The sequence below is a fragment of the Mycobacterium sp. IDUB_1 genome, assembly GCF_055419625.1.
In genome coordinates this window covers 111310-131969 of the sequence record NZ_JBVAYA010000004.1, presented here as the reverse complement: position 1 = coordinate 131969, position 20660 = coordinate 111310, and the positions used below count along the sequence as shown (strand labels likewise).

Genomic DNA, 20660 nt, shown 5'->3' with positions numbered 1-20660 from the left:
CGGCTCGAATCCCGGCGGCCATGACGGCGGTGCGGACGGCACCGCCTAGGACGTTTGCGTGCTGACTCGCTGCGTAGCAGTCGACACCGACGTCTTCGCGGCGCAGTACTGGGGGCGACGCCCCCTTCTGAGTCGGTCCGACGCGCTACCCCGTGACTTCACCGACCTGCTGTCTCCGGCAGCGGTCGACGAGCTGATCACCAGTCGCGGGGTACGCGCGCCGTTCCTTCGAATGGCCAAAGAAGGCTCTCTGCTAGGGCGGGAGTGCTACGTCGACGCCGCGGGTTTCGGCGCTGAAATGCCCGACCAGGCGGACTCCGGCCGTGTCCTCGGGCAACTCGCGGCCGGCGCCACCCTGGTGTTACAAGGACTGCACCGGCTGTGGCCCCCTCTGATCGACTTCGTCCGCGATGCCGTCGACGATCTCGGGCATCCCGTTCAGGCCAACGCGTACATCACCCCGCCCGGCAATCGCGGTTTCGACGCTCACTACGACGTTCACGATGTGTTCGTGCTGCAGGTCAGCGGCGCCAAGCGCTGGATCGTCCACGAGCCCGTCCACCCCGATCCACTGCCCAGCCAACCCTGGACCGACCACCGCGGCGCGATCTCCGCGCGCGTGACCGAAGCCGCGGTGATCGATACGACGCTGACCGCTGGGGACGCGCTGTACCTGCCCCGGGGCTGGCTGCATTCCGCCATTTCCGAGGACGCCACGTCGATTCACCTGACGATCGGGGTGTCCGCGACGACGGGTGTCGACGTGCTGCGGGCCTTGGTTGACACCCTGGCCGACACGGCCGAGTTCCGGGCGTCGCTTCCGATGGACCTCGACCCTGCCGATCCCGCCGAGACCGCCGCGTTGGCCGCCAAGATGTTGGCCGCGCTGACCGCCGCCGCCGGCGACCGCACCGAGGAACTCGGCGAGGCGATCGCGGCCCGGTTGGCCCGCCGTCACGCCGATCGGACCCGGCCGGTGGCTGTCGCTCCGCTGGCGACACTCGACGCTCTGCGCGCCGCAGACACCACCCGGGTGCGGTGGCGCCGCGGGCTGTGGGCGACGGCCGTCGAGGCCGACGGGCGGGTCCGGCTGCGGCTGCCTGACCGCACGATGTCGTTCCCCGCGTTCTGTAGACCGGCGCTGGAAGCTCTGCTCTCCGGAATGGTGCTGGACGCGAAGACGCTGCCCGGACTCGACGCCCACGACGGGACGGTGCTGCTGCGCAGACTTCTGCGCGAGGCCGTCGTCGCCGTAGTACGTGTTGACGGCGCCGACTGACCCGATGGCTCAAGCCAAACGCATGCCCTGCAGCGACCAGTCTGTGCTGCGCGGAGACTCCATGTACGGCACGGCGAGTGCCGGCCACGCCTGGGCCCTGCTGGAGCTCAGCGGGGGTTGGGGCCCGTCGGCCTTCCTGAACTCGCCGTCGATCATCGACCCCGACCTCGGCCGCGCCGTGGCCCGGCGTTTCGAGGCGGCAGGTATGCGCGTCGCCGCAATCCGGCGACCGGGCCGCCGTGTCACGCCGCCGCGGTGGCGCTGGTATCTGGCATTCGCGGACGAGGGTACGGAGGCGCTCTATCAGGGTGAGGTGGCAGACCCGGCCGGCTACCTGGATATCGCGCTCGACGGCAGTGACGGGACGCGCTGCACCGAGCCCGTCGTCGTCGTGTGCGCGCACGGCCGACACGACCAGTGCTGCGCCGTGCGTGGCCGCGGTGCGGTTGCTGCGATCGCCGCCCGGCATCCAGAGATCACTTGGGAGTGTTCGCATCTCGGGGGAGACCGGTTCGCGGCGACGATGCTGGTGCTGCCCGAGGGCCTGTGCTATGGCCGTATCGACGCCACCGACGCCGCCGGTCTCATCGACAGGTACTTCGCCGGCACCCTCGACAACCGATTTCTTCGTGGCCGCACGTCACTGCCCCACGCCGTGCAGGCCGCACAGTACTTCGCCCGAGAAACCTTCGGAGAAGAGCGCATCCACGCGCTCTCACCGCTGTCGGTCGACCATCAGGACGCCTCCATCCGAGTGGTACTCGACGGGGCAGCAGGACCGATCGAGGTGGTGTTGATCGAGCACATGTCCGAGCCGCTCATCTCGATGTGTCGGTCGACGGTCGCCGGTCGGGTCCGCACGTTCGCGCTCGGATCGATCGGGACCATCGGTTCTCGGTGACGTGCACCGGAAGTCTGTAAACGCGTATACACTGATCATGACGCGCCCCATCGTTTTGGTTCAGACTCAGCAGCCCGTGAGACGCAGCGTTTTTGATCAGCGATCGGGAGTCGATATGTCGTCCATTACGTCCATGCCTGACCCGTCAGACGCGTCGTCCCCGTGCATCGTCACCGATTCCTGGCACGACACGGTTGTCGTCATCCGCTGCGTCGGTGACCTCGACATGCTCACCATCGGTGCGCTCGACCGTCAGATCGACACAGCCCTGAAGAAGAAACCGTCGGCGATGATCATCGACCTCGGTGCGGTGGACTTCCTGGCCTCGGTCGGGATGGGGCTGCTGGTCGACGCGCACGAACGGTGCGGCGACGCAACGCAATTCGTGGTGGTTGCCGACGGTCCGGCGACCAGCAGGCCGATGCGGATGATCGGCCTGGCCGAGCTGTTCGCGCTGCACGCCACTCTCGAGAGCGCGTTCGACGCCGTCAAACGCTGACAGCACCGCCAAACGACCTGACACGCAACTGAATTTGTCGTGAAACAGCAGTGACCTGCTGCCGCGTTCGCGGCAGCAGGTCACTGGTCTGTCAGCTGGCCTTCTCGCGGATGGTCGACAGGGCGCGTGCGAGCAGTCGCGACACGTGCATCTGGGACACGCCGATCTCGTCGGCGATCTGCGATTGCGTCTTGTTGTCGAAGAACCGCATCTTCAGCACGAGGCGGTCCCGTTCCGGCAGCGCCGCGATGAGCGGACGCACCGTGTGGATGTCGACGACTTTCTCCAGGTTGGCGTCTGGCCCACCGAGGGTTTCCATCATCGTCAGCCCGTCACCTGCTGAGGTGATCTCCTGCTCCGTCGAGCGGGTCGAGTATGCGTCGGCAGCTATCAGCCCTTCGATGACCTGTTCACGGTCGAGCCCGAGATACTCCGCCAACTCGCTGGGTGACGGTGCGCGATTGAGCTCCTGAGTCAGCTCCGCTCGCGCGTTCTTCAGACGGATGTTGAGTTCCTTGAGTCGGCGCGGGACTTTCAACGCCCATCCGTGGTCGCGGAAGTAGCGGCGCACTTCGCCCATCATCGTCGGCACGGCGAAGGCGAGGAAGTCGTCAGCTGTGTCGATGTCGAAGCGATTCACCGCATTGAGCAAGCCGACACGGGCCACCTGGACCAGATCGTCGTGTGTTTCACCGCGCCCACGGAATCGGCGGGCGATGTGGTCGGCCAGCGGCAGGCAGCGTTGGATGATCGCCTCGCGGCGGCGCTCGTAGACAGCAGAGCCCTTGTCGAGCAGGGCCAGCTCTCGGAACATGTCGGCGACGTCGGCGTAACCGCCGGAATTGGTTCTACGGTGTGGAGCAATTGGCTTTTCGAGAGTAGGCATGAGAAACCACGCCTTTCCTTTATGACGGGACGCGTCCGATATCCGGGGACGTACGGACAACTCGCTGGCTTCTTCAGGCGAATTGGGAACGGTCGGAGACCGGCGTCAGGTCTTGCGGACCGCCGGCAAGCGATTGGCATAGGACCAATAGGTCACGCCGGATTCTCGACATGCGCTTACTGCGGTTAAATACGTCACCGCTGTGCCAGTTTGCTTCCGGCGGGTCTTGCTGCGGTGACATCACACGTTTAGCACGTACGTACGACAATACGGTGCAAAAAGAGAAGCGCAAGCCTATTCGTCTGAGAAAGTCCGCTGAAAAACCGGCCCCGCAGTTCAGGGCGTTATGGCGGTGTCGGGGCTCACCTGCTCCGGGTGGCCCGGCGCGTCAGGCGTGCGTGCCCGAGGTGGCTCTGACCGCGATGTCAGCCGCTCCGGCCGGCCTGCCGAACAGATAGCCCTGGCCGATGTCGCAGGCGTGTTGCCGCACCCACTCAGCGGTCTGCTCGTCCTCGATTCCCTCGGCGACGACGGTGATGCCCAAGTCGTGCGTCAAGTCGATCACCGCGCGGACCACAGCTGCCGCCCGGGTGTCGGTCGTGACAGGCGCGACGAAGTGACGGTCGAGCTTCACCTCGTCGATCGGGAGGTCGCGCAGATACGACAGCGACGAGTAACCGCTGCCGAAGTCGTCGATCGCCACGCGGATGCCGCGGGCGCGCAGCCGACCCAACACCGCGGTCACCGTCTTCATGTCACTGAGCACCACGTCTTCGGTGATCTCGACCGTCAGCAGATCCGTGTCCAGCCCGCGGCTGTCCAGCGCTTCGCAGAACAGTTCGGGCAGATCGGTCTCACGCAGACACGGCGCGAACAGGTTGACCGCGACCGGCATACTCAGCCCCTTGGCGTGCCAGCGCGCCGCATCGTCGAGGGCGAGGTCCACCACGATCCGGGTCACTCGCTGGATCAGCCCGCGCTCGCGAACCAGGCCGATGAACGCGTCGGGCAACAGAGTGCCCAACCGGGGATGGGGCCACCGCAGCAGCGCCTCCACCCCGACCATCTCGCCGGTCACCAGGGAGATCTTGGGTTGGTAGACGACTCCGAGGCCGTTGTGGTCGATGGCGTTGCGTAGCTCGCCCAGCAGCTGCAGCTCAGCGGCGCCGCCGGTGCCTTTGCGCCGCTCGGCCAACTGTTCTGCCAGGTCACCGTCAGCGGCCATCATGTCGGCCGTGAACGAGTGCACGTCACGCGACCGGGCGCGCTTGGCCGCCTGCATGGCGACGACCGCGCGCCGTTGCACGGTGTCGGCCACCAGATCGGGTTCGGTCATGGACGCGACCGTGACGCCGATGCTGGGCCGCAGCAGGATGTCCTGCCCGTCCACACTGAACGGAATATCGAACGCGGCGCTGACCTTCTGGGCCACCTCGTCCGACGCGTCGTAGGGCCCTTCGAGGAGGATCGCGAACTCGTCGCCGGCGATGCGGGCCACGGTGTCGCCGGGGCGCACCGTGTCAGACAGCCGTTGCCCCACATCGACGAGCAACCTGTCGGCGGCATCGTGGCCGAGGTTCTCGTTGATCAGGCGGAAATCGTCGAGGTCGAGAGCGAGCACCGCGACAGAGCGGTCGATGCGCGCCCGCAGCATCATCGCGTGCGCCAGCCGCTCGCCGAACATCGTCGGATTCGCCAATCCTGTCAGCGGGTCCTGGAGCGCGTGGTCCGCGGCGGCCTGCACCAGCCGACGGTTCTCCCACGCCGCCACGGACTGCCGAATGCACACCGCCGTGACCAGGGCCGGCACCAAAAACCGCTCGAGGCCGGACAAGAGGATCGCCGGCCCGATCGTTCCGGCCAGCAGCAGGGGCACGAAGGGTAGCCACACAGACGCCTTCGACGGCGACGGCAGGCCGGGCGCGCGAGGGGTCGGCGCTGCACTGCTGATCACCGCCGCCGCGGCGAACAGTGCCGCTGCCCCCGCCCACGCCGCATCGATCAGATCGCCGGACTGGTAGCGGTCCTGGGCCACCAGACCGGCGTAGGCGCTGTCGGCGATCGCCATCACCGTGATGGCTGCGGTGAGCAGGCTGATCGAGACGCGTTGACCGCCGGTGGAGCGCATCAGCGTCACCACGGCAATCGTCAGCATCACGATGTCGGCCGCAGGGTAGAGGAACGCCACGACGACGGCGGTCCGGTCGTCGCGGTACGCGTCGTAGACGTCGTTCAGCACCAGGATCCACGCCAGGAGAAACAGACACAGAGTGACGGTGACGCTGTCGAGCACGATGCGCAGTCGTGACTGCTGGATGGGCTCGGCGACGAACTGGGTCATCGCGACGGTCGCCAAACCGGCGAACACGAGATAGAAGCCGTCGGCGACCGAGGGGACGGGCACCTCCTGGCGCAGGATCACCTCGTAGACGAACCAGATCGCGTCGCCCACTGTCCAGGCGGACAGGGCCGCCGCCATCAGGCCCCACGCCCGTCGAAGCCGCCCGGACGCATACCGGGCGGCAAATCCCGCGCACACGGTGGCATAGGTCAGCAGCGCCAGGTTGATGAGATCGTCGGCGATGCGCGCGTCCGGCGCGGCCTGCCCCATGACCTGCCCCATGACAAGGAGCGCCGTGAGGACGAGAACCCCCGCCACCGGCGCGATGACCAGCGCGATCACCCGCCGGGGGAACCGGCCCATGTCCACAACGCTCCCATACTGCTAACTATCTCGTGCCCGACGTGCTTTGTCAGCAAATGTCGACGTGCCGGGCGCGGGTTTTGACGCTAGCGCACTGCGCCCGGTGGATCGGGGGCGGCTCGCGGCGTGCGGTGCGGTGCGTGATGGAGGCCGATCTCCTGCGCCTTGATGACGAAGAAGACGTGCTGACCGGGCTCGAGACCCAGATCCAGCACCGCCGCGGGAGTGACATCGGCGGCCAGCCCGGGGCTGCCGTCGGCCAGGTCGGCGCCCCGGATGCGCACCGCGTCGCCGCGCAGCACCACGTCGGCGATGGTGGTCGGTATGACGTTGCGGGGGCTGGCCCGCGGGCGTTCGGTGTGGACGGCGACCGCAGCCGGGGAGAACAGAGCGACGGCGGCTGCCCCGTGTTCCACGTCGCCGGTACCCGCGAGCTCGAGGCCCCACGGGGTACGCAGAGTTCCCGGGCCGGCCACACCGGACACCAGGTTCATCCCCGCGATGCTCGCCGCGAAATCGCTGCGCGGAGCGGTCAGCACCGAACGCACGGGCCCGCGCTCGACGACACGACCGCCCTCGATGACCACTGCGGTGTCCGCGATCGCGAGCGCGTCGAGGACGTCGTGGGTGACGATCAGCGCGCTTCGGGACTCCTGTCGGAGCAGATCGCGCACCGTTCGCCGCAACGCCGCCGCCGCGCCGACATCGAGGGCCGCGAACGGCTCGTCGAGCAGCAGGACTCGCGGTTCGGCAGCCAGCGCCCGCGCCAGCGCGATGCGTTGAGCCTGCCCACCGGACAGCTGAGCGGGCCGGCGCTCGGCCAGGTGACCGGCGTCCACGGCGTCGAGCCAGTGGCGCGCCCGGCTGGCCGCGGCCCGCCGGGACAGGCCGCGGCACCGCGGCGCGTAGGCGACATTGGCGACCACACTCAGATGCGGGAACAGCAGGGGCCGTTGGGCCAGCAGTGCGACCCCTCGCCGGTGCGCCGGCACGAAGACGCCCGCCTGCACGTCGGTGACGACGTCGTCGCCGATCCTTACGTGGCCGCTGTCGGGGCGGACGAGGCCCGCGATGGCCTGCATGACAGTCGATTTGCCCACCCCGTTCGGCCCGAGCACCGCCATCACCTCACCGTCGGCGACCGCGACCTCGAGGTCGACCCCGCGCTGCGTGAGTACCAGGCGGGCGTCCACTGCGCTCATGCCAGAGACCCCGCCGACCCCGCCGACCGTCGTCCCGCCGTGACCACCACGATCACCGCGGCGACGGCGATGAGCAGCAGGGAGAGCGCCACGGCGGCGTCGGCATCGGCCTCGCGCTGCAGGTAGATCTCCAGCGGAAGCGTCCTCGTCACTCCTTGCAGCGAACCCGCGAACGTCAGGGTCGCGCCGAACTCACCCAACGACCGAGCGAACGCGAGCACGGCGCCCGAGACCAGGCCCGGCCACACGAGCGGGACGGTGACGGTGCGCAGCGCTGTGGTGGGGCTGGCGCCCAGTGTGGCGGCTACCTGCTCGTATCCCTGCCCCGCGGTGCGCAACGCGCCTTCGAGGCTGAGAACCAGAAACGGCAGCGAGACGAAGGTCTGTGCGAGCACCACCGCGGTGGTGGAGAAAGCCACCCGCAGCCCGAGCACTTCGAGCTGATGACCCAGCAGACCCTGCCGGCCGAAGGTGTAGAGCAGCGCGAGTCCGCCGACCACCGGTGGCAGCACCAGCGGCAGCAGGATCAGCCCGCGTACCACCGATCGACCGGGTAGGCGGCTGCGGGCCAGCGCGAGAGCCATCGGCGCCCCCAGCAGCACACACAGGGACGTGCTCGCCGCGGCGGTCTTGATACTCAAAACCAATGCAGCTCGGGCAGATTCGGAGGTGATCAGGGGGATGAAGTGTGCCCAGTCGACCCGCGCGACGATTGCCAGAAGCGGAACGATCAGGAACGCGGCGCCGAGCAGTGCCGGGAGGTAGATCCACCCGGGTAGTCCGACGGGAACCGCGCCTCCGGCCCGCCGTCGTCGGGTCACGGTGCCGCGAAGCCGGCCGCCGCCAACGCCTCGCGCCCGCGCGCACCGGTGACAAGATCCACGAATTGTTGAGCTGCCGAGCTGTTTTCCGCGTTGTTGAGGACGGCGATGGGATAGGTGTTGACGGCTTGAGAGGATTCGGGGAACGCGATCGCGTCGACCTTGGCGCCCGCGGAGCGTGCGTCGGTGGTGTACACCAACCCTGCGTCGGCCTGCCCCGAGGTGACCTTGCCGAGCACGTCGGTGACCGAGGATTCCTCACTCACCGGGGTCAGCGTCACCCCGGTGATCTTCTCCAGCCGTTCTGCGGCCGCGCCGCACGGAACCTGCGGCGCGCACACCACCACCTGTGTTCCGCTGCGGGCGAGATCGGCGAAAGAACCTATGCGGGAGGGATTTCCGGGCGGCGTCACGATCGTCAGTTGATTGGCTGCGAAGTCCACGGGCTTGCCGGACACCAACCCCGCGGACTCGGCCTTGGTCATGTTGTTGGTGTCGGCAGAGGCGAACACGTCGGCCGACGCTCCCTGCGTCAGCTGGGTCACCAGATCGGACGACCCGGCGAAGCTGAACGTCACGGTGGTGCCGGGATGGTCCTTCTCGAACTCCGTGCCCAGTTCGGTGAACACCGTCTTGAGGGAGGCGGCGGCGAACACGGTGATGCCCGTGTTCTCGGCGGGCGACGAGCAGCCGGCAGCGGCCATCGCCGTCACGATCAGCGCGGCCGAAAGGACAGCTCTCATCGTTGCCCCGCCGTCTCGACGATCACCGTGGTGGCCTTCACCGCGGCGACGGCGACGACTCCCGGCTCGAGTCCCAGCTGGGTGACCGATTCCGTGCTCATCAGCGACACCACCGTGAAGGGTCCGCACTGCAGTTGAACCTCGCTCATCACCCGGTCGGAGGTCACCTTGGTCACCAACCCGACGAAGCGGTTGCGCGCCGAGCTTGCCACACCGAACGGATCGGGCGGCGGCGCGGAGTGCCGAACGGCGAAGTCGGCGAGGTCCGCCCCGGAGATCACCTTGCGCCCGGCGTCGTCCGTCGTCGCGGCCAGTGCGCCGCTGTCGATCCACCGGCGCACCGTGTCGTCGCTGACGCCGAGCAGGGTGGCGGCCTCTTTGATCCGGATCGCCGGCATGAAGTCGCCTTTCGCAGATGCGGTTAGATTGGCAGCATTGAACCACATCTGCGGATTGATCGCGGCGGAGCCTCCGCTTGAGCTAATCGTCGTCGAGCACGGAGAACGGCTCGGTGGGGGTTTCGACAACGGCCAGCTGCGCCGCCGACTCCGACGGCACGACCCTGCGGGCCAGGGCATGGAGTGCCCGCTCCGTGCCGACGTCCTGGCCGGCGCGCTCGGACAGCAGCCAGCGCACCTCGAGCAGATCGCAATACGCCTGGATCGGCGTCCCTGCCCGTCCGACGGCGGCGTGCGCCCGATGCATCGTGGGCGTGGCCACTTCCATCACCCAGAGTTGTCCTGCGGTGCGCTCGTCGACGTCATGGCCGACCTCCCGGCACAACTGACCCTGATAGGCGTGCAGGTCGCCGAGCAGAATGCGGGCCTGCCCCTCGCCGACCTCCAGGCCGGTGAGTCGCTGCAGCTGCGTGGCGTGATACCGCCGGTCACCGACGGCGACGTGCAGACGCAGTTCGTCGGCGCCCGAGGTGACCGGTTGCAGGGACACCTCGTCGACCGCGAAGCCGAGCTCGTTGAGCTTGCGGATCGTGCCCTCCACCCGGTACCGGTCGGCGAAGCCGAATGTGGGCGCCGCGTGCAGCAACTCCCACAGTTGTTCGTACCGTTCGCGGATCGCCAGTGCTTCGGCGATGAAGCCTGGCTCCAGCTCCGGCCGATCCAGCCGGGCGGCGACATCGAGCAGGCCTGCGGCCACGTTCTCGACGGTGATGTCGATGTCCTGCGTGCGCTGGCCGTTCGACAGAGTCGGATGGACCTCGCTGGTCTCGGCATCGACGAGGAACGCCTGCAGCACCTGCCCGTCGCGCGAGAACAACGTGTTGGCGAGCGAGCAGTCACCCCAGAACACGCCGTGGCGGTGCAGCTCGACCAACAGCGTGGCCATCGCGTCGAACAGCCGGGCCCGGTGTTTTGGCGCATCGGGCGGCAGGCGCATGAACATCCGGCGGTACTGCCACGAGCCAGTGAGGTAGCGGGTCAGCAGGATCGCGGTGTCGAAATCGGGCTGAAAGACCAGCCCGGCGGGCCGAACGGCGTTGAGCCCCATGTCTTCCAGCGTCCGCAGCACGTCGTATTCACGGCGCGCGATCCGTGGGGGCAGCTCCTTGAGTGCCCACAGCTCACCGTCACACTCGACGAACCGGACCAGGTGGCGGCTGGGCCCCACCGGCAGATCGCGCAGCGGGACCTCCGGCGCGGCCCACTCGGCCAGCGGCCGCTCCCACGGCAGCACCAGCAGTTCCGGGCAGGGAGCCCGCAGCCGCAGCTCAGGAGCGGCCATGACCGGATTCGCTCGTCGGCTCAGCCGGCGGACGCCGCGTGCCGGCCACTGGACTGGCTTGTCCGCGTGAGATTCTCGCCGCTCTGCGGATCGAACAGGTGCAGCCGCTCGGCGTCCAGCCACAACGTGGCCTTGTCTCCGGCGCGAACCCGGCTCAGCGGGTCGAGTTCCACGCAGAGCTGGGTTCGCAGCTGCTCGCTGTCCAGATCCTGGGCCAACTCGGCCAGCTGCTGCTTGATCTCCGGCGTCGCGTCGAACGGAACGAAGGCGTACTGCTCGTTGCCCAACCACTCGACCATGTCGACGGTGACATCGAACGTCACTCCGCGCGAACGCTTGTCGTCGTCGACGAACTCGGCGTCCTCGAACGCGCCCGGCCGGATCCCGGCGAGGTAGAGCGTGCCGTCAGAGACGGCATCGCGCCATTCGTCGCGCAGCGGGATGGTCACGAACGGCAACTCGAGCTGATCGCCGCGAACCCGTGCGGGCACGAAGTTCATCGGGGGCGACCCGATGAAGCCGGCGACGAAGAGGTTCACCGGCTGGTCGTAGAGCTCGCGCGGGCTGGCGACCTGCTGCAGCACACCCTTTTTGAGCACGGCCACCCGGTCGCCGAGGGTCATGGCCTCGGTCTGGTCGTGGGTGACGTAGACGGTCGTGACGCCGAGTTTGCGTTGCAGCCGCAGGATCTCGGTGCGCATCTGACCGCGTAACTTGGCGTCGAGATTCGACAGCGGCTCGTCGAACAGGAACGCGTCGGCTTCCCGGACGATCGCCCGGCCCATCGCGACGCGCTGACGCTGACCACCGGACAGGTTGGCCGGCTTGCGATCCAGGTGCTCGCCCAGTTCCAGTGTCTTGGCCGCGTCGTTGACGCGCTGGCGGATCTCGTCGTCGGAGAGCTTGCCCGCCAGGCGGAGCGGGAACGCGATGTTCTCGAACACCGTCAGATGCGGGTACAGGGCGTAGTTCTGGAACACCATCGCCAGGTTTCGGTCCCGCGGCGCCTTGTCGTTGACCCGGTTGTCACCGATCAGCATGTCCCCGGAGCTGATGTCCTCCAGCCCGACGATCATCCGCAGCAGCGTGGACTTCCCGCAGCCCGATGGCCCGACGAGAATCATGAACTCGCCGTCGGCCACATCGAGACTGACGTCGTTGACGGCGGGGTAGCCGTCACCGTACTTCTTGACGATATTGCGCATCGTGATTGCTGCCATGGGGTTATCCCTTCACTGCTCCGGAAGTCAGACCGGCGACGATGCGCCGCTGGAAGATGAGAACGAGGATGACGACGGGGATCGTCACGATCACCGACGCGGCCATGATGTAGGGGACAGGCGACTCGAAATACGAGGCGCCCTGGAAGAACGCCAGCGCCGCCGGCACGGTGCGGGCACTGTCGGTCGACGTCAGCGAGATCGCGAACAGAAAGTCGTTCCAGCAGAAGAAGAACGTCAGGATCGCGGTGGTGAACACCCCGGGCGCCGCCAGCGGGATGATCACCTTGCGGAACGCCTGCCACGCCGTCGCGCCGTCTACCTGCGCGGCGTGTTCCATCTCCCAGGGGATCTGACGGAAGAACGCCGACATGGTCCAGATCGACAGCGGCAGTGCGAAGGTCAGGTAGGGGATGATCAGGCCGATCCAGGTGTCGTAGATTCCCAACCCGCGCCACATGTCGAAGAGCGGACCCACCAGCGCGGCCTGCGGGAACATCGCGATGCCCAGCGCCAGCGACAGCAGCAGCTTCTTCCCCCGGAACTCCAGTCGCGCAATGGCATACGCGGCGAACATCGCGATGATCACCGAGATGAACGTGGCGATGATCGCAATGCCGATCGAGTTGATCAGCGCCCGCGTGAACAGTTCATTGCTGAAGATCTGGGCGAAGTTGTCCAGCGTGAAGGTGCTCGGCAGGAATTGCGGCTTACCGGAGACGATGTCCGATGGCGGTTTGAATGCGAGGCTGATCATCCACAGCAGAGGGACGAAGCTGTAGATGACGATGATGATGCCACCGATCGTCCACCACTTGGTGCTCTTGGTCACTGGTCACCCCTGACTTGCGAGAGGTCGGTTTTGAACACCTTGATGAAGATCCACGCGATCGCCACCACGGACAGGAACAGCAGCACCGAAACCGCAGACCCCATGCCGAGGTTGACCAGAGTGACGTTCTGCCGATAGGCAAGGAACGAGATGGTCTCGGTGTTGTTCGCGCCCGCGGTCATCACGTACGGGTTGTCGAAGATGCGCCAGGCGTCGAGCGTGCGGAACAGCAGGGCCACCATGATTGCGGCCTTCATGTTCGGCAGGGTGATCTTCCACAGTCGCTGCCACGCGGTGGCGCCGTCGACCTTGGCGGCCTCCTGCATGTCCTCGGGGACCTGCACCAGCCCTGCGAGCAGCAGCAGCGAGATGAACGGCGTGGTCTTCCAGATCTCGGACAGGCAGATGACGAAGATTGCCGACCACTGGTCGCCGAACCAGTCGAATTCGCTGAGACCGAGCCACTGATTGACGAACCCGGAGTCGGTCGCAAAGGCGTAGCGGAAGATGAACGCCGAGACCACGGTGACGATGCCGTAGGGAATCAGGATCGCGGTGCGCAGCGGCCCCCGCCCGCGCACGATGCGCAGCATGACGAAGGCGAACCAGAAGCCGAGCACCAGTTCGATGGCGACCGTGACGACGGTGATCGCCAGCGTGGTGACGAAGTCGTTCCACCACACCGGGTCGGTGAGGATCACCCCGTAGTTGCGCAAACCGACGAAACTGCGACCCTCCGGGTCGGTCAGCCGGAAGTTGTACAGCGACAACACCAGCGCGTACCCGAGCGGGTAGGCGGTGACCAGCAGCATCACCACGTACGAGGGCAGGGTCAGATACAGACCGAGCCGACGTTCACCTTTGGCGCGCTCGCTGACCGAGGGTTGTCCTGGCTCTTTCTGCAGCGGCGGATCCTGGAGCGTCGTCACAGCAGGCGCCTGCCCGCCAGCACGTCAGCCATGAATTGGTCTGTCCTTTCCGGGGTGTCGCCGTTCACCGAGGCCGGCGGATGCCACGTCTGCTGAATCGCGCCCGAGATGTCGGTGTAGAAGGGGGTCGGTGGCCGAGGTCCGCCGTCGCCGATCGATTCGCGGATCAGGTCGGCGTTGGCGTACTCCTCGCGGATTTTCGGATCGTCATACGACGCGGCGTATGGCGAGGGCTCGCTCTCGTCGAGCATGTACTGGGTGGCCTTGGGTTCGGCGTTGATGCACTCGACCAGGGCGACCGCCTGATCGGGGTGCTTGCTGTAGGCGCCGATTCCGAGGTTGGCACCACCGAGAGGTGGTGCGCTGGGACGGTCGGGGGACACCCGCGGATAACGGGCCCAGCCGATGTCGTCGACGACGGACTGGTCGAGAGTCCCGTCCTTGACACCGCTGCGCGCCGCGGCCAGCACATAGGGCCAGTTGACCATGAACATGCCTTGATCGGACTGGAAGTTGGTGCGCGCCTGTTCCTCCGACGCGTTGGACAGATCCGACGGCGCGGCGGGGGAGCGACCCAGAGTGCCGACGATCTCGGCGGCCTTCTCGCCGGCCGGGCTGGCCAGCGACGGCTTGGCGTTGCGGCCGGCCTCGACGTCTTCGAGCAAGGCGCCGCCGCCGGAGAGCACCAGCGCGTTGATCAGCACGGTGTAGCCCTCGTAGCGCTGCGCCTGAACGGCGACCTTCTTCTGTTGTCCGACAGCCGCTTTGATCATCTCGTCCCACGTGAAGGTGGGGCTCGTCGGATCGACGCCCGCTGCGGCGGCCGCCGACTTGCGGTACCAGAGCAGCTGCGCGTTGGACTTGTACGGTGCGCCGTAGAGCTTGTCCTCCCACATCCCGGTTTTCACCGGGGCGGGCAGCATCCCGGCGGTCAGGCGCCCGGTTTCCTCCGATGTGTACGGGCGCAAGAAGCCCGCATTTGCGAACTCGGCGGTGAACACCACGTCCATGCTGACCAGATCGATCGACGTGTCCCCGGCGGCGAGTCGGCGAACCATCTGCTCCCGCTGCGCGGTCGCCGTCGACGGCAGCGATTCGATGCGCACCCGATAGGCGCCGCCCGAGGCGGCTTCGCACTCCTGGGCTCGCGCGGCAGAGCCGCCGTTGTCGGGGAGGATGTACCACGTCAGCGTCGGAGGCCCGCCGTCGCTGCCGCACCCGGACAACAAGGTGGCGGCGAGCAGAGGCGCGCTTGCCAGCGCTAACGCCCGACGTCGTCGCCCGCGGGCGAACTGAATTCGTTTCATCTCGTCCTCGTCTATGACGTCGCGGTTCCGATGAGGGCCCACGACCAGCACATTCGGTACAGCGACGAGTGTGTCACAGTTCACAGGAACTCCTGCGCTGTGGTCACGTATCGGCGCGGCATGCGTCGGCGGTGGGCAGCGAAAGTGCTTCAGCTGTCGTGACGTCCCTGCGTTCACTACCGTGGACGCACGTTCGCACGTGTTGAAAAGGAGTGCCGTGACCCGCGCCGAGTCCCCGTGGTGGCAGACCGCCGTCGTGTATCAGGTCTACATCCGCAGCTTCGCCGACGGTAACGGCGACGGGGTCGGCGACGTCGCAGGTCTGAGGAGTCGGCTTCCGTACCTCGCACAGCTGGGCGTCGACGCGATCTGGATCAACCCCTGGTACCCGTCGCCGATGGCCGACGCCGGCTACGACGTCGCCGACTATCGCAATATCGAACCGGCTTACGGCACCCTGGACGAGGCTCAGGCACTGATCGCCGAGGCGCACGATCAGGGCATCCGTGTGCTGCTCGACATCGTGCCCAACCACACCTCCGACCACCACGCGTGGTTCCGGGCGGCGGTGGCCGACGAACCGGGGGCGCGGGAGCGCTACCACTTCCGGTCCGGCCGCGGCCCCGACGGTGCTCAGCCGCCGAACAACTGGCAGAGCGTGTTCGGTGGGCCGGCGTGGACCCGGCTTCCTGACGGGCAGTGGTACCTCCATCTGTTCGCGCCCGGTCAACCGGATCTCAACTGGGACAACCCCGAGGTGCGAACCGAATTCGAAGACATCCTGGCGTTCTGGTTCGACCGGGGTGTGGACGGCTTCCGCATCGATGTGGCGCACGGCATGATCAAGGGCGACGGCCTGCCCGACACCGCCGATCCCGACGATGCGGCACAAAGTCTGGTGCAGTCGCGCGAGGGGCACCCGGCCTGGGACCAGGACGGCGTGCACGAGATCTACCGCGCGTGGCGGGCAGTGGCGCAGCGCTACACCCCGGAGCGCATCTTCATCGCCGAGGCGTGGGTGCCGAGCAACGAACGGTTGGCCCGATACCTGCGACCCGACGAGCTGCACACCGCATTTCAATTCGACTTCCTGCGGGCCCCGTGGCGTGCCGAGGTGCTGCGGAGCGTCGTCGACGACGCGATCAGCGCGGCCGCCACGGTCGGTGCGCCGCCGACGTGGGTGCTGTCCAACCACGACGTCACCCGCACCGTCACCCGGTTTTCGCGCTCACAACCCGGACACCTGATCGAGACGGATTGGGAGCGGGGGCGATGGGCTGTCGAGGACCCCGACCACGTGACCGGCCGGCGTCGCGCCCGTGCGGCGGCACTGGTCCAACTCGCATTGCCCGGGACGGCGTACATCTACCAGGGTGAGGAGCTCGCTCTCGAGGAGATCGAAGACCTCCCGGACGAGGTACGCCAGGATCCGACGTGGGTGCAGTCCGGATTCACCGACGTCGGCCGCGACGGGTGTCGAATCCCGTTGCCGTGGACGGCGACTGATGTGCCCTACGGCTTCGCCGCCGATCCCTCCGCAGTCACGTGGCTGCCGCAACCGGGGCACTGGGCCGAGCACAGTGTGGAGGCGCAGGACCGCGACGCCGATTCCACGTTGAACCTGTACCGGCGCGCCCTCGGTCTGCGCGCACAGTTGTGGCACGACGCAGGCGATCTCAAATGGCTGACCACGCCCGCCGGCGTCGTCGCCTTCGAACGTGGGGCCGCGCAGTGCTGGGTCAACACGGGCGACGTCGCGGTGACGCTGCCCGAATCGGGGTCGGTGGTGCTGGCCTCAGCGGCGGGTGTGCAGACGGTTCTGCCGCCGGACACCGCGGTATGGCTGCGTTCCGGCTGACCTATCTCGGCGGATCACCGCCCTGGTTGGCACGCTGCTGCGCGAGTTTGGAGATGAACACCGCGGCTTGCGTGCGCCGCTCCATGCCGAGCTTGGCCAGGAGCCGTGAGACGTAGTTCTTGATCGTCTTCTCGGCCAGGAACATTCGAGCGGCTATCTGACGGTTGGTCAGCCCCTCACCGAGGAGATCGAGCAGGACCCGTTCCTGTTCTGTGAGTCCCGAGAGGGGATCGTTGGCGCGCCCGTCGCCGCGGACCGTCGCCATCAACGCCGCCGCGGCGCGGTTGTCCAGCAGTGATCGTCCGGCTCCCACGTCTTTGATGGCCTGGGCGAGCTCCATGCCCTTGATGTCCTTGACGACGTATCCGCTGGCGCCGGCGAGGATCGCGTCGAGCATGGCCTCGTCGGAGGTGTAGGAGGTCAGCATCAGGCAGCGCAGGTTCGGCATGCGGGACAACAGATCACGACACAGCTCGATGCCGTTGCCGTCGGGCAGTCGGACGTCCAGCACGGCGACATCGGGCTGCGTGGCCGGCACCCGCGCCAACGCCTCGGACACCGAGCCGGCCTCACCGATGACGTCCAGTTCCTCGTCGGCGCCCAGAAGTTCGATCAGGCCGCGACGCACGACCTCGTGGTCATCGACGAGGAACACCGTCACCTTGCTCGCGGAGCCATCGTTCAGCGGTCAGCCCTCCGTGTCACAGTGCGGTCTGCGGACCGCAGATCAGGATCGAACAGTCGGTATCGCGCAGCGCGGCGTTGCCGGGTGCGCCCAGGAGCTCCCTCAGGCCACCCCGACGCGTGCGGCTGGTCACCATCAGCGCGACGTCGTCGGCGTTGGCCGCCACGTAACCGAGGGCGTCAGAGTCGCAACTCACCGAGCTGATGTCGAGTTGAGGGTATCTGCGCCGTGATTCGGCGAGGCGGCGCTCCCATTGCGTCTGGACGTCCGCCGTGCGGGATGACGATGCGAGGATCCGCAGTGCGGCATTGCGCCGTTGTGCCTCCTCCAACGCTCGGTCGAGCAGCAGGCCCGCCGCGGAGCGGTCGGGGAGCTCGACGACAACGGAGCGTCGCTCGCGGCGGTGCACTCGGCGAGAGCGCACGACGGCGACCGGGCACTGCGCCGCGGCGGACAGCGCTGCCGCGGTGGAGCCGATTCGGCCCCGTGTCGAATGACGCAGCCCCCGGGCCCCGACGCAGAGCATCAGCGCCGACCGCGACGCTCGCAAGAGGGTTTCCACCGGACGCCCGTGCACGATGCTGATCTCGATCCCGACCTGCCGACCAGTCGATTCGATCGCGCCCGCAACGTCTTTCACGGCCGCCTGCGCGCACGCCATTCTCTGCGCCTGCGCATCTGGATCGGTGGGTTCGATGACGAACATCAAGTGCAGCGGGACACCGTGGTGTTCGGCTTCGTCGATGGCCCACAGGGCGGCATCCAGCGCGGCGGGCGACCCGTCGATGCCCACCACCACTGCTGGGGCGGCCCCGGAATTCACTGCGTCTCCTGGCGCAGGTGCAGCACGTCGTGCACATCTCGCCGTGGGGTCGGCGGCGGTGCTGATTCGAGCGCGGGCGCCCGCCCGATGCGGACCAGTGCCTGCGGAATCGCGTCACCACCGATCAGCGACGCCAGGACATCTCGCCCGGCGTCGACTTCGGTCACGTGAGTCACGATGCACGTCGCCAGTCCCGACAGCGTCGCGTCGAGAAGAAGCGCTGAAAGCGCTTCACCACAACGCAATACGCTATCTGCGGAGTCGTCGACGGAGGACACGACAAGAATGTGTGCGCGGTCCTCGCCGATCTGGGTGCGCCGTTCGGGCTGATTGGTGACGGGAAAGTTGCGTCCGACCGCGACACGGTCGCTCTCGGGCGCGGAGATCAACGCACTGGCTGGGATACCGACATCGGAGGCGAAAGTGTCTGTCCACCAATTGAGTTCGGAGTGATACCTACTGTCGAACAGCCGGACGGCGTCGGTGAGGTGTGAGAGCTCCGCCACCGTCGCCCGGCGGTCATTGGCAATGACGTCGAGACGGACAGCGTCGGCGTGTGCGGATGCCGCTACCAGGTCGTCCGTGGCTTCGGGAGGTTCGAGAAATGCCAGGCGGTCCGTGCGGCGCGCGATGATCGCGTCGGCGCGGCGACGCATCTCGGAACTCGTCGAGGCTGCCGGGGAGATTGCGATGCGGGCAAGGTGGTGCGAGTTGTCCGGATCTGGAAAGCGTGTGACCGCACCATGCCATCCCGCTGCTGCGATGGCGACCCGGAAGTGGTCCAGTACGGCGCCACAGCTCAGCAATGCTTGGCGCCCGCTGCGGTCGGCGGTCTCGGCTCGGCGGGACGGGTCGAGATACAGGTCGACGGTGCTTCCGGTCAGTGTCCAGCGCCACGGCTGCGTGTTGTGAAACGACGGTGCCCGGCAGGCCACCTGCAACGCACCGACGATCGGCTCGTATCCGATCTGTGCCGAAGTCATCGCACCTCCACTTGGTCCGCTGTCAGACTGCGCGGTGCGTGAGCGCCGGGACAGGGTCAATGGTCCCTATCCGGTGTGACGTGGCCCTCGTGATCCTCAGCAACGCCGACCTGAACGCCGATCTCTGATCGCTCGCTGACGCAGCCGGGCGGACCGCCCCGGTGCGCGACGTGGCGGTGTGTGACCGCCGAGATCGATCCTGTGCGCGAAAAGTGCACTGGCGCAACGATGGCAGGCGGGTTTGCGAGAAAGGTGTTCGCTGGACGCCGGATCGGCCGGTTCGCCGGCGTCGAGCGGTGGGTGAAAACTCACAGCGCCTTCGGAGGTTGGCGTCCCGGGAAATGGCAGAAATGGATAACCCCAGGTCAGCGCGAGGCGATCACAACGGGATCGCTTCTCCTTGGCAACGGTTGCGTAACGCCGGATTTGTCGCGTCGGTGATTCTCGAAATTGTCGGTTCAGTAAGCCCAGTAACTGATGGGAATTGCAGCACGACGCAGAAGGACTGGGAGCGCATGTCACGGACCAAGAAGGGCATCGTCGTTGTCATGATGGGCAGCGCGGGGATGTTCTTGAGCGCGCCGATGTTGACACCGATTGCCGCCGCGGACCCCGGCCGGGGTGGTGTGCCGTGCGTGGGCATCCTCCAGCAAATCGCCAGTCGGCCAGCCGACATTCCGCAGGCTCTGCAGAACGCTGCGTCGTCGTTCACCGCCGGTCCGGGTCAGCCCACGCCGCCCGTCGTCGTTCCGCCCGCCAGTTCATCGTCGGCAGGCCTGCCGCCGACACCGCCGCGACCGCCGGCGTCGGTGTCCGCGTCGTCGTCCGGTGTCACGCCGCCCGCGCCGGGAACTCCCGGAGTGCCGGCGGTCGTGCCGAGCGGAGCTGGCACGCCTCCTGTTCCGCCGGTACCTCCGAGCGCTGCGGTGACGCCCGTCGCGGGCGTGACGCCGCCGGCGCCGCCCGTGCCGGGGGTGCCCGTCGCGACACCTCTTGTCAATGCGGGCCCGCCTCTGCCGGGCGTTCCCGGTGCGCCGATCGTCGGCGATGCGGGTACGGCCCTGCCACCGCTTCCGGGTGTGCCGGGTGCACCCGTGGGTGTTCCGGTGGGAGCTGGTGCTCCGCCTCTTCCGGGTGTGCCGGGTGCGCCGGTGGGTGTTCCGGTGGGGGCTGGTGCTCCGCCTCTTCCGGGTGTGCCGGGTGCGCCGGTGGGTGTTCCGGTGGGGGCTGGTGCTCCGCCTCTTCCGG

The 20660-nt window shown here is 67.5% G+C and carries 20 protein-coding genes; 5 read left to right on the top strand and 15 right to left on the bottom strand.

The genetic code is table 11. From position 1 onward, the window contains the following. Nucleotides 1–58 precede the first annotated feature (58 nt). The 3 genes from ACZYYX_RS21435 (at nucleotide 59) to ACZYYX_RS21425 (ending at nucleotide 2679) form a co-directional block, all read left to right on the top strand. Nucleotides 59–1279, top strand: coding sequence for a cupin domain-containing protein (locus ACZYYX_RS21435; RefSeq protein ID WP_463816647.1), 1221 nt, complete (start codon nucleotides 59–61; stop codon nucleotides 1277–1279). 4 nt (nucleotides 1280–1283) lie between these two features. Then, nucleotides 1284–2180, top strand: coding sequence for a sucrase ferredoxin (locus ACZYYX_RS21430; protein ID WP_463816646.1), 897 nt, complete (start codon nucleotides 1284–1286; stop codon nucleotides 2178–2180). Between the two features lie 133 nt (nucleotides 2181–2313). Then, a complete protein-coding gene (locus tag ACZYYX_RS21425; RefSeq protein WP_463816645.1) occupies nucleotides 2314–2679 on the top strand; it encodes an STAS domain-containing protein in 366 nt (121 codons plus the stop codon). A 91-nt stretch (nucleotides 2680–2770) separates the two neighbouring features. Here ACZYYX_RS21425 and ACZYYX_RS21420 read toward each other — a convergent pair whose 3' ends face one another. The 11 genes from ACZYYX_RS21420 to ACZYYX_RS21370 form a co-directional block, all read right to left on the bottom strand. Beyond that, nucleotides 2771–3565, bottom strand: coding sequence for a SigB/SigF/SigG family RNA polymerase sigma factor (locus ACZYYX_RS21420; protein ID WP_463816644.1), 795 nt, complete (start codon nucleotides 3563–3565; stop codon nucleotides 2771–2773). Between the two features lie 388 nt (nucleotides 3566–3953). Further along, complete coding sequence (locus tag ACZYYX_RS21415) at nucleotides 3954–6269, bottom strand: putative bifunctional diguanylate cyclase/phosphodiesterase (protein ID WP_463816643.1); 2316 nt, start codon at nucleotides 6267–6269, stop codon at nucleotides 3954–3956. Between the two features lie 86 nt (nucleotides 6270–6355). Next, on the bottom strand, nucleotides 6356–7471 hold the full coding sequence (locus ACZYYX_RS21410; protein ID WP_463816642.1) for a sulfate/molybdate ABC transporter ATP-binding protein: 1116 nt from the start codon (nucleotides 7469–7471) through the stop codon (nucleotides 6356–6358). Next, complete coding sequence (locus tag ACZYYX_RS21405) at nucleotides 7468–8292, bottom strand: ABC transporter permease (protein ID WP_463816641.1); 825 nt, start codon at nucleotides 8290–8292, stop codon at nucleotides 7468–7470. The genes ACZYYX_RS21410 and ACZYYX_RS21405 overlap by 4 nt, the downstream gene beginning before the upstream one ends. Beyond that, nucleotides 8289–8996 carry a molybdate ABC transporter substrate-binding protein gene (modA, locus tag ACZYYX_RS21400; RefSeq protein ID WP_463817169.1) on the bottom strand — a complete coding sequence of 236 codons (708 nt, stop codon included), beginning with the start codon at nucleotides 8994–8996 and terminating at the stop codon, nucleotides 8289–8291. Before modA ends, ACZYYX_RS21405 begins: the two co-directional genes overlap by 4 nt. Nucleotides 8997–9031: 35 nt before the next feature. Continuing rightward, nucleotides 9032–9433: a TOBE domain-containing protein gene (locus ACZYYX_RS21395; RefSeq protein WP_463816640.1), complete on the bottom strand. Its 402-nt coding sequence runs from the start codon at nucleotides 9431–9433 to the stop codon at nucleotides 9032–9034. Between the two features lie 82 nt (nucleotides 9434–9515). Continuing rightward, complete coding sequence (locus ACZYYX_RS21390) at nucleotides 9516–10775, bottom strand: DUF4032 domain-containing protein (RefSeq protein ID WP_463816639.1); 1260 nt, start codon at nucleotides 10773–10775, stop codon at nucleotides 9516–9518. 20 nt (nucleotides 10776–10795) lie between these two features. Next, entirely contained in the window at nucleotides 10796–11995 is a 1200-nt protein-coding gene (locus ACZYYX_RS21385; RefSeq protein ID WP_463816638.1) for an ABC transporter ATP-binding protein, read from the bottom strand. 4 nt (nucleotides 11996–11999) lie between these two features. Beyond that, nucleotides 12000–12827 (bottom strand): carbohydrate ABC transporter permease, encoded by an 828-nt coding sequence (locus ACZYYX_RS21380; protein WP_463816637.1) that lies wholly within the window; start codon nucleotides 12825–12827, stop codon nucleotides 12000–12002. Beyond that, on the bottom strand, nucleotides 12824–13756 hold the full coding sequence (locus ACZYYX_RS21375) for a carbohydrate ABC transporter permease (RefSeq protein ID WP_463816636.1): 933 nt from the start codon (nucleotides 13754–13756) through the stop codon (nucleotides 12824–12826). The genes ACZYYX_RS21380 and ACZYYX_RS21375 overlap by 4 nt, the downstream gene beginning before the upstream one ends. Then, entirely contained in the window at nucleotides 13753–15063 is a 1311-nt protein-coding gene (locus tag ACZYYX_RS21370; RefSeq protein WP_463816635.1) for an extracellular solute-binding protein, read from the bottom strand. The genes ACZYYX_RS21375 and ACZYYX_RS21370 overlap by 4 nt, the downstream gene beginning before the upstream one ends. Before the next feature lie 217 nt (nucleotides 15064–15280). Here ACZYYX_RS21370 and ACZYYX_RS21365 point away from each other — a divergent pair, with 217 nt between their 5' ends. Next, the gene (locus tag ACZYYX_RS21365; RefSeq protein WP_463816634.1) at nucleotides 15281–16921 is read left to right on the top strand and encodes a glycoside hydrolase family 13 protein; all 1641 of its coding nucleotides are present in this window, start codon (nucleotides 15281–15283) and stop codon (nucleotides 16919–16921) included. A gap of 1 nt (nucleotide 16922) precedes the next feature. Here ACZYYX_RS21365 and dosR read toward each other — a convergent pair whose 3' ends face one another. From dosR to ACZYYX_RS21345, 4 genes are all read right to left on the bottom strand, one after another. Continuing rightward, nucleotides 16923–17582 carry a hypoxia response regulator transcription factor DosR/DevR gene (gene dosR / locus ACZYYX_RS21360; RefSeq protein WP_463816633.1) on the bottom strand — a complete coding sequence of 220 codons (660 nt, stop codon included), beginning with the start codon at nucleotides 17580–17582 and terminating at the stop codon, nucleotides 16923–16925. 40 nt (nucleotides 17583–17622) lie between these two features. After that, the gene (locus ACZYYX_RS21355) at nucleotides 17623–18429 is read right to left on the bottom strand and encodes a universal stress protein (RefSeq protein WP_463816632.1); all 807 of its coding nucleotides are present in this window, start codon (nucleotides 18427–18429) and stop codon (nucleotides 17623–17625) included. Next, nucleotides 18426–19412, bottom strand: a complete 987-nt coding sequence (locus ACZYYX_RS21350) for an Acg family FMN-binding oxidoreductase (protein WP_463816631.1) — start codon at nucleotides 19410–19412, stop codon at nucleotides 18426–18428. Before ACZYYX_RS21350 ends, ACZYYX_RS21355 begins: the two co-directional genes overlap by 4 nt. A 724-nt stretch (nucleotides 19413–20136) precedes the next feature. Then, complete coding sequence (locus tag ACZYYX_RS21345; protein ID WP_463816629.1) at nucleotides 20137–20412, bottom strand: hypothetical protein; 276 nt, start codon at nucleotides 20410–20412, stop codon at nucleotides 20137–20139. Here ACZYYX_RS21345 and ACZYYX_RS21340 point away from each other — a divergent pair. Beyond that, the coding region (locus ACZYYX_RS21340) for a hypothetical protein (protein WP_463816628.1) at nucleotides 20412–20660 on the top strand (249 nt) is incomplete at its 3' end. The genes ACZYYX_RS21345 and ACZYYX_RS21340 overlap by 1 nt on opposite strands.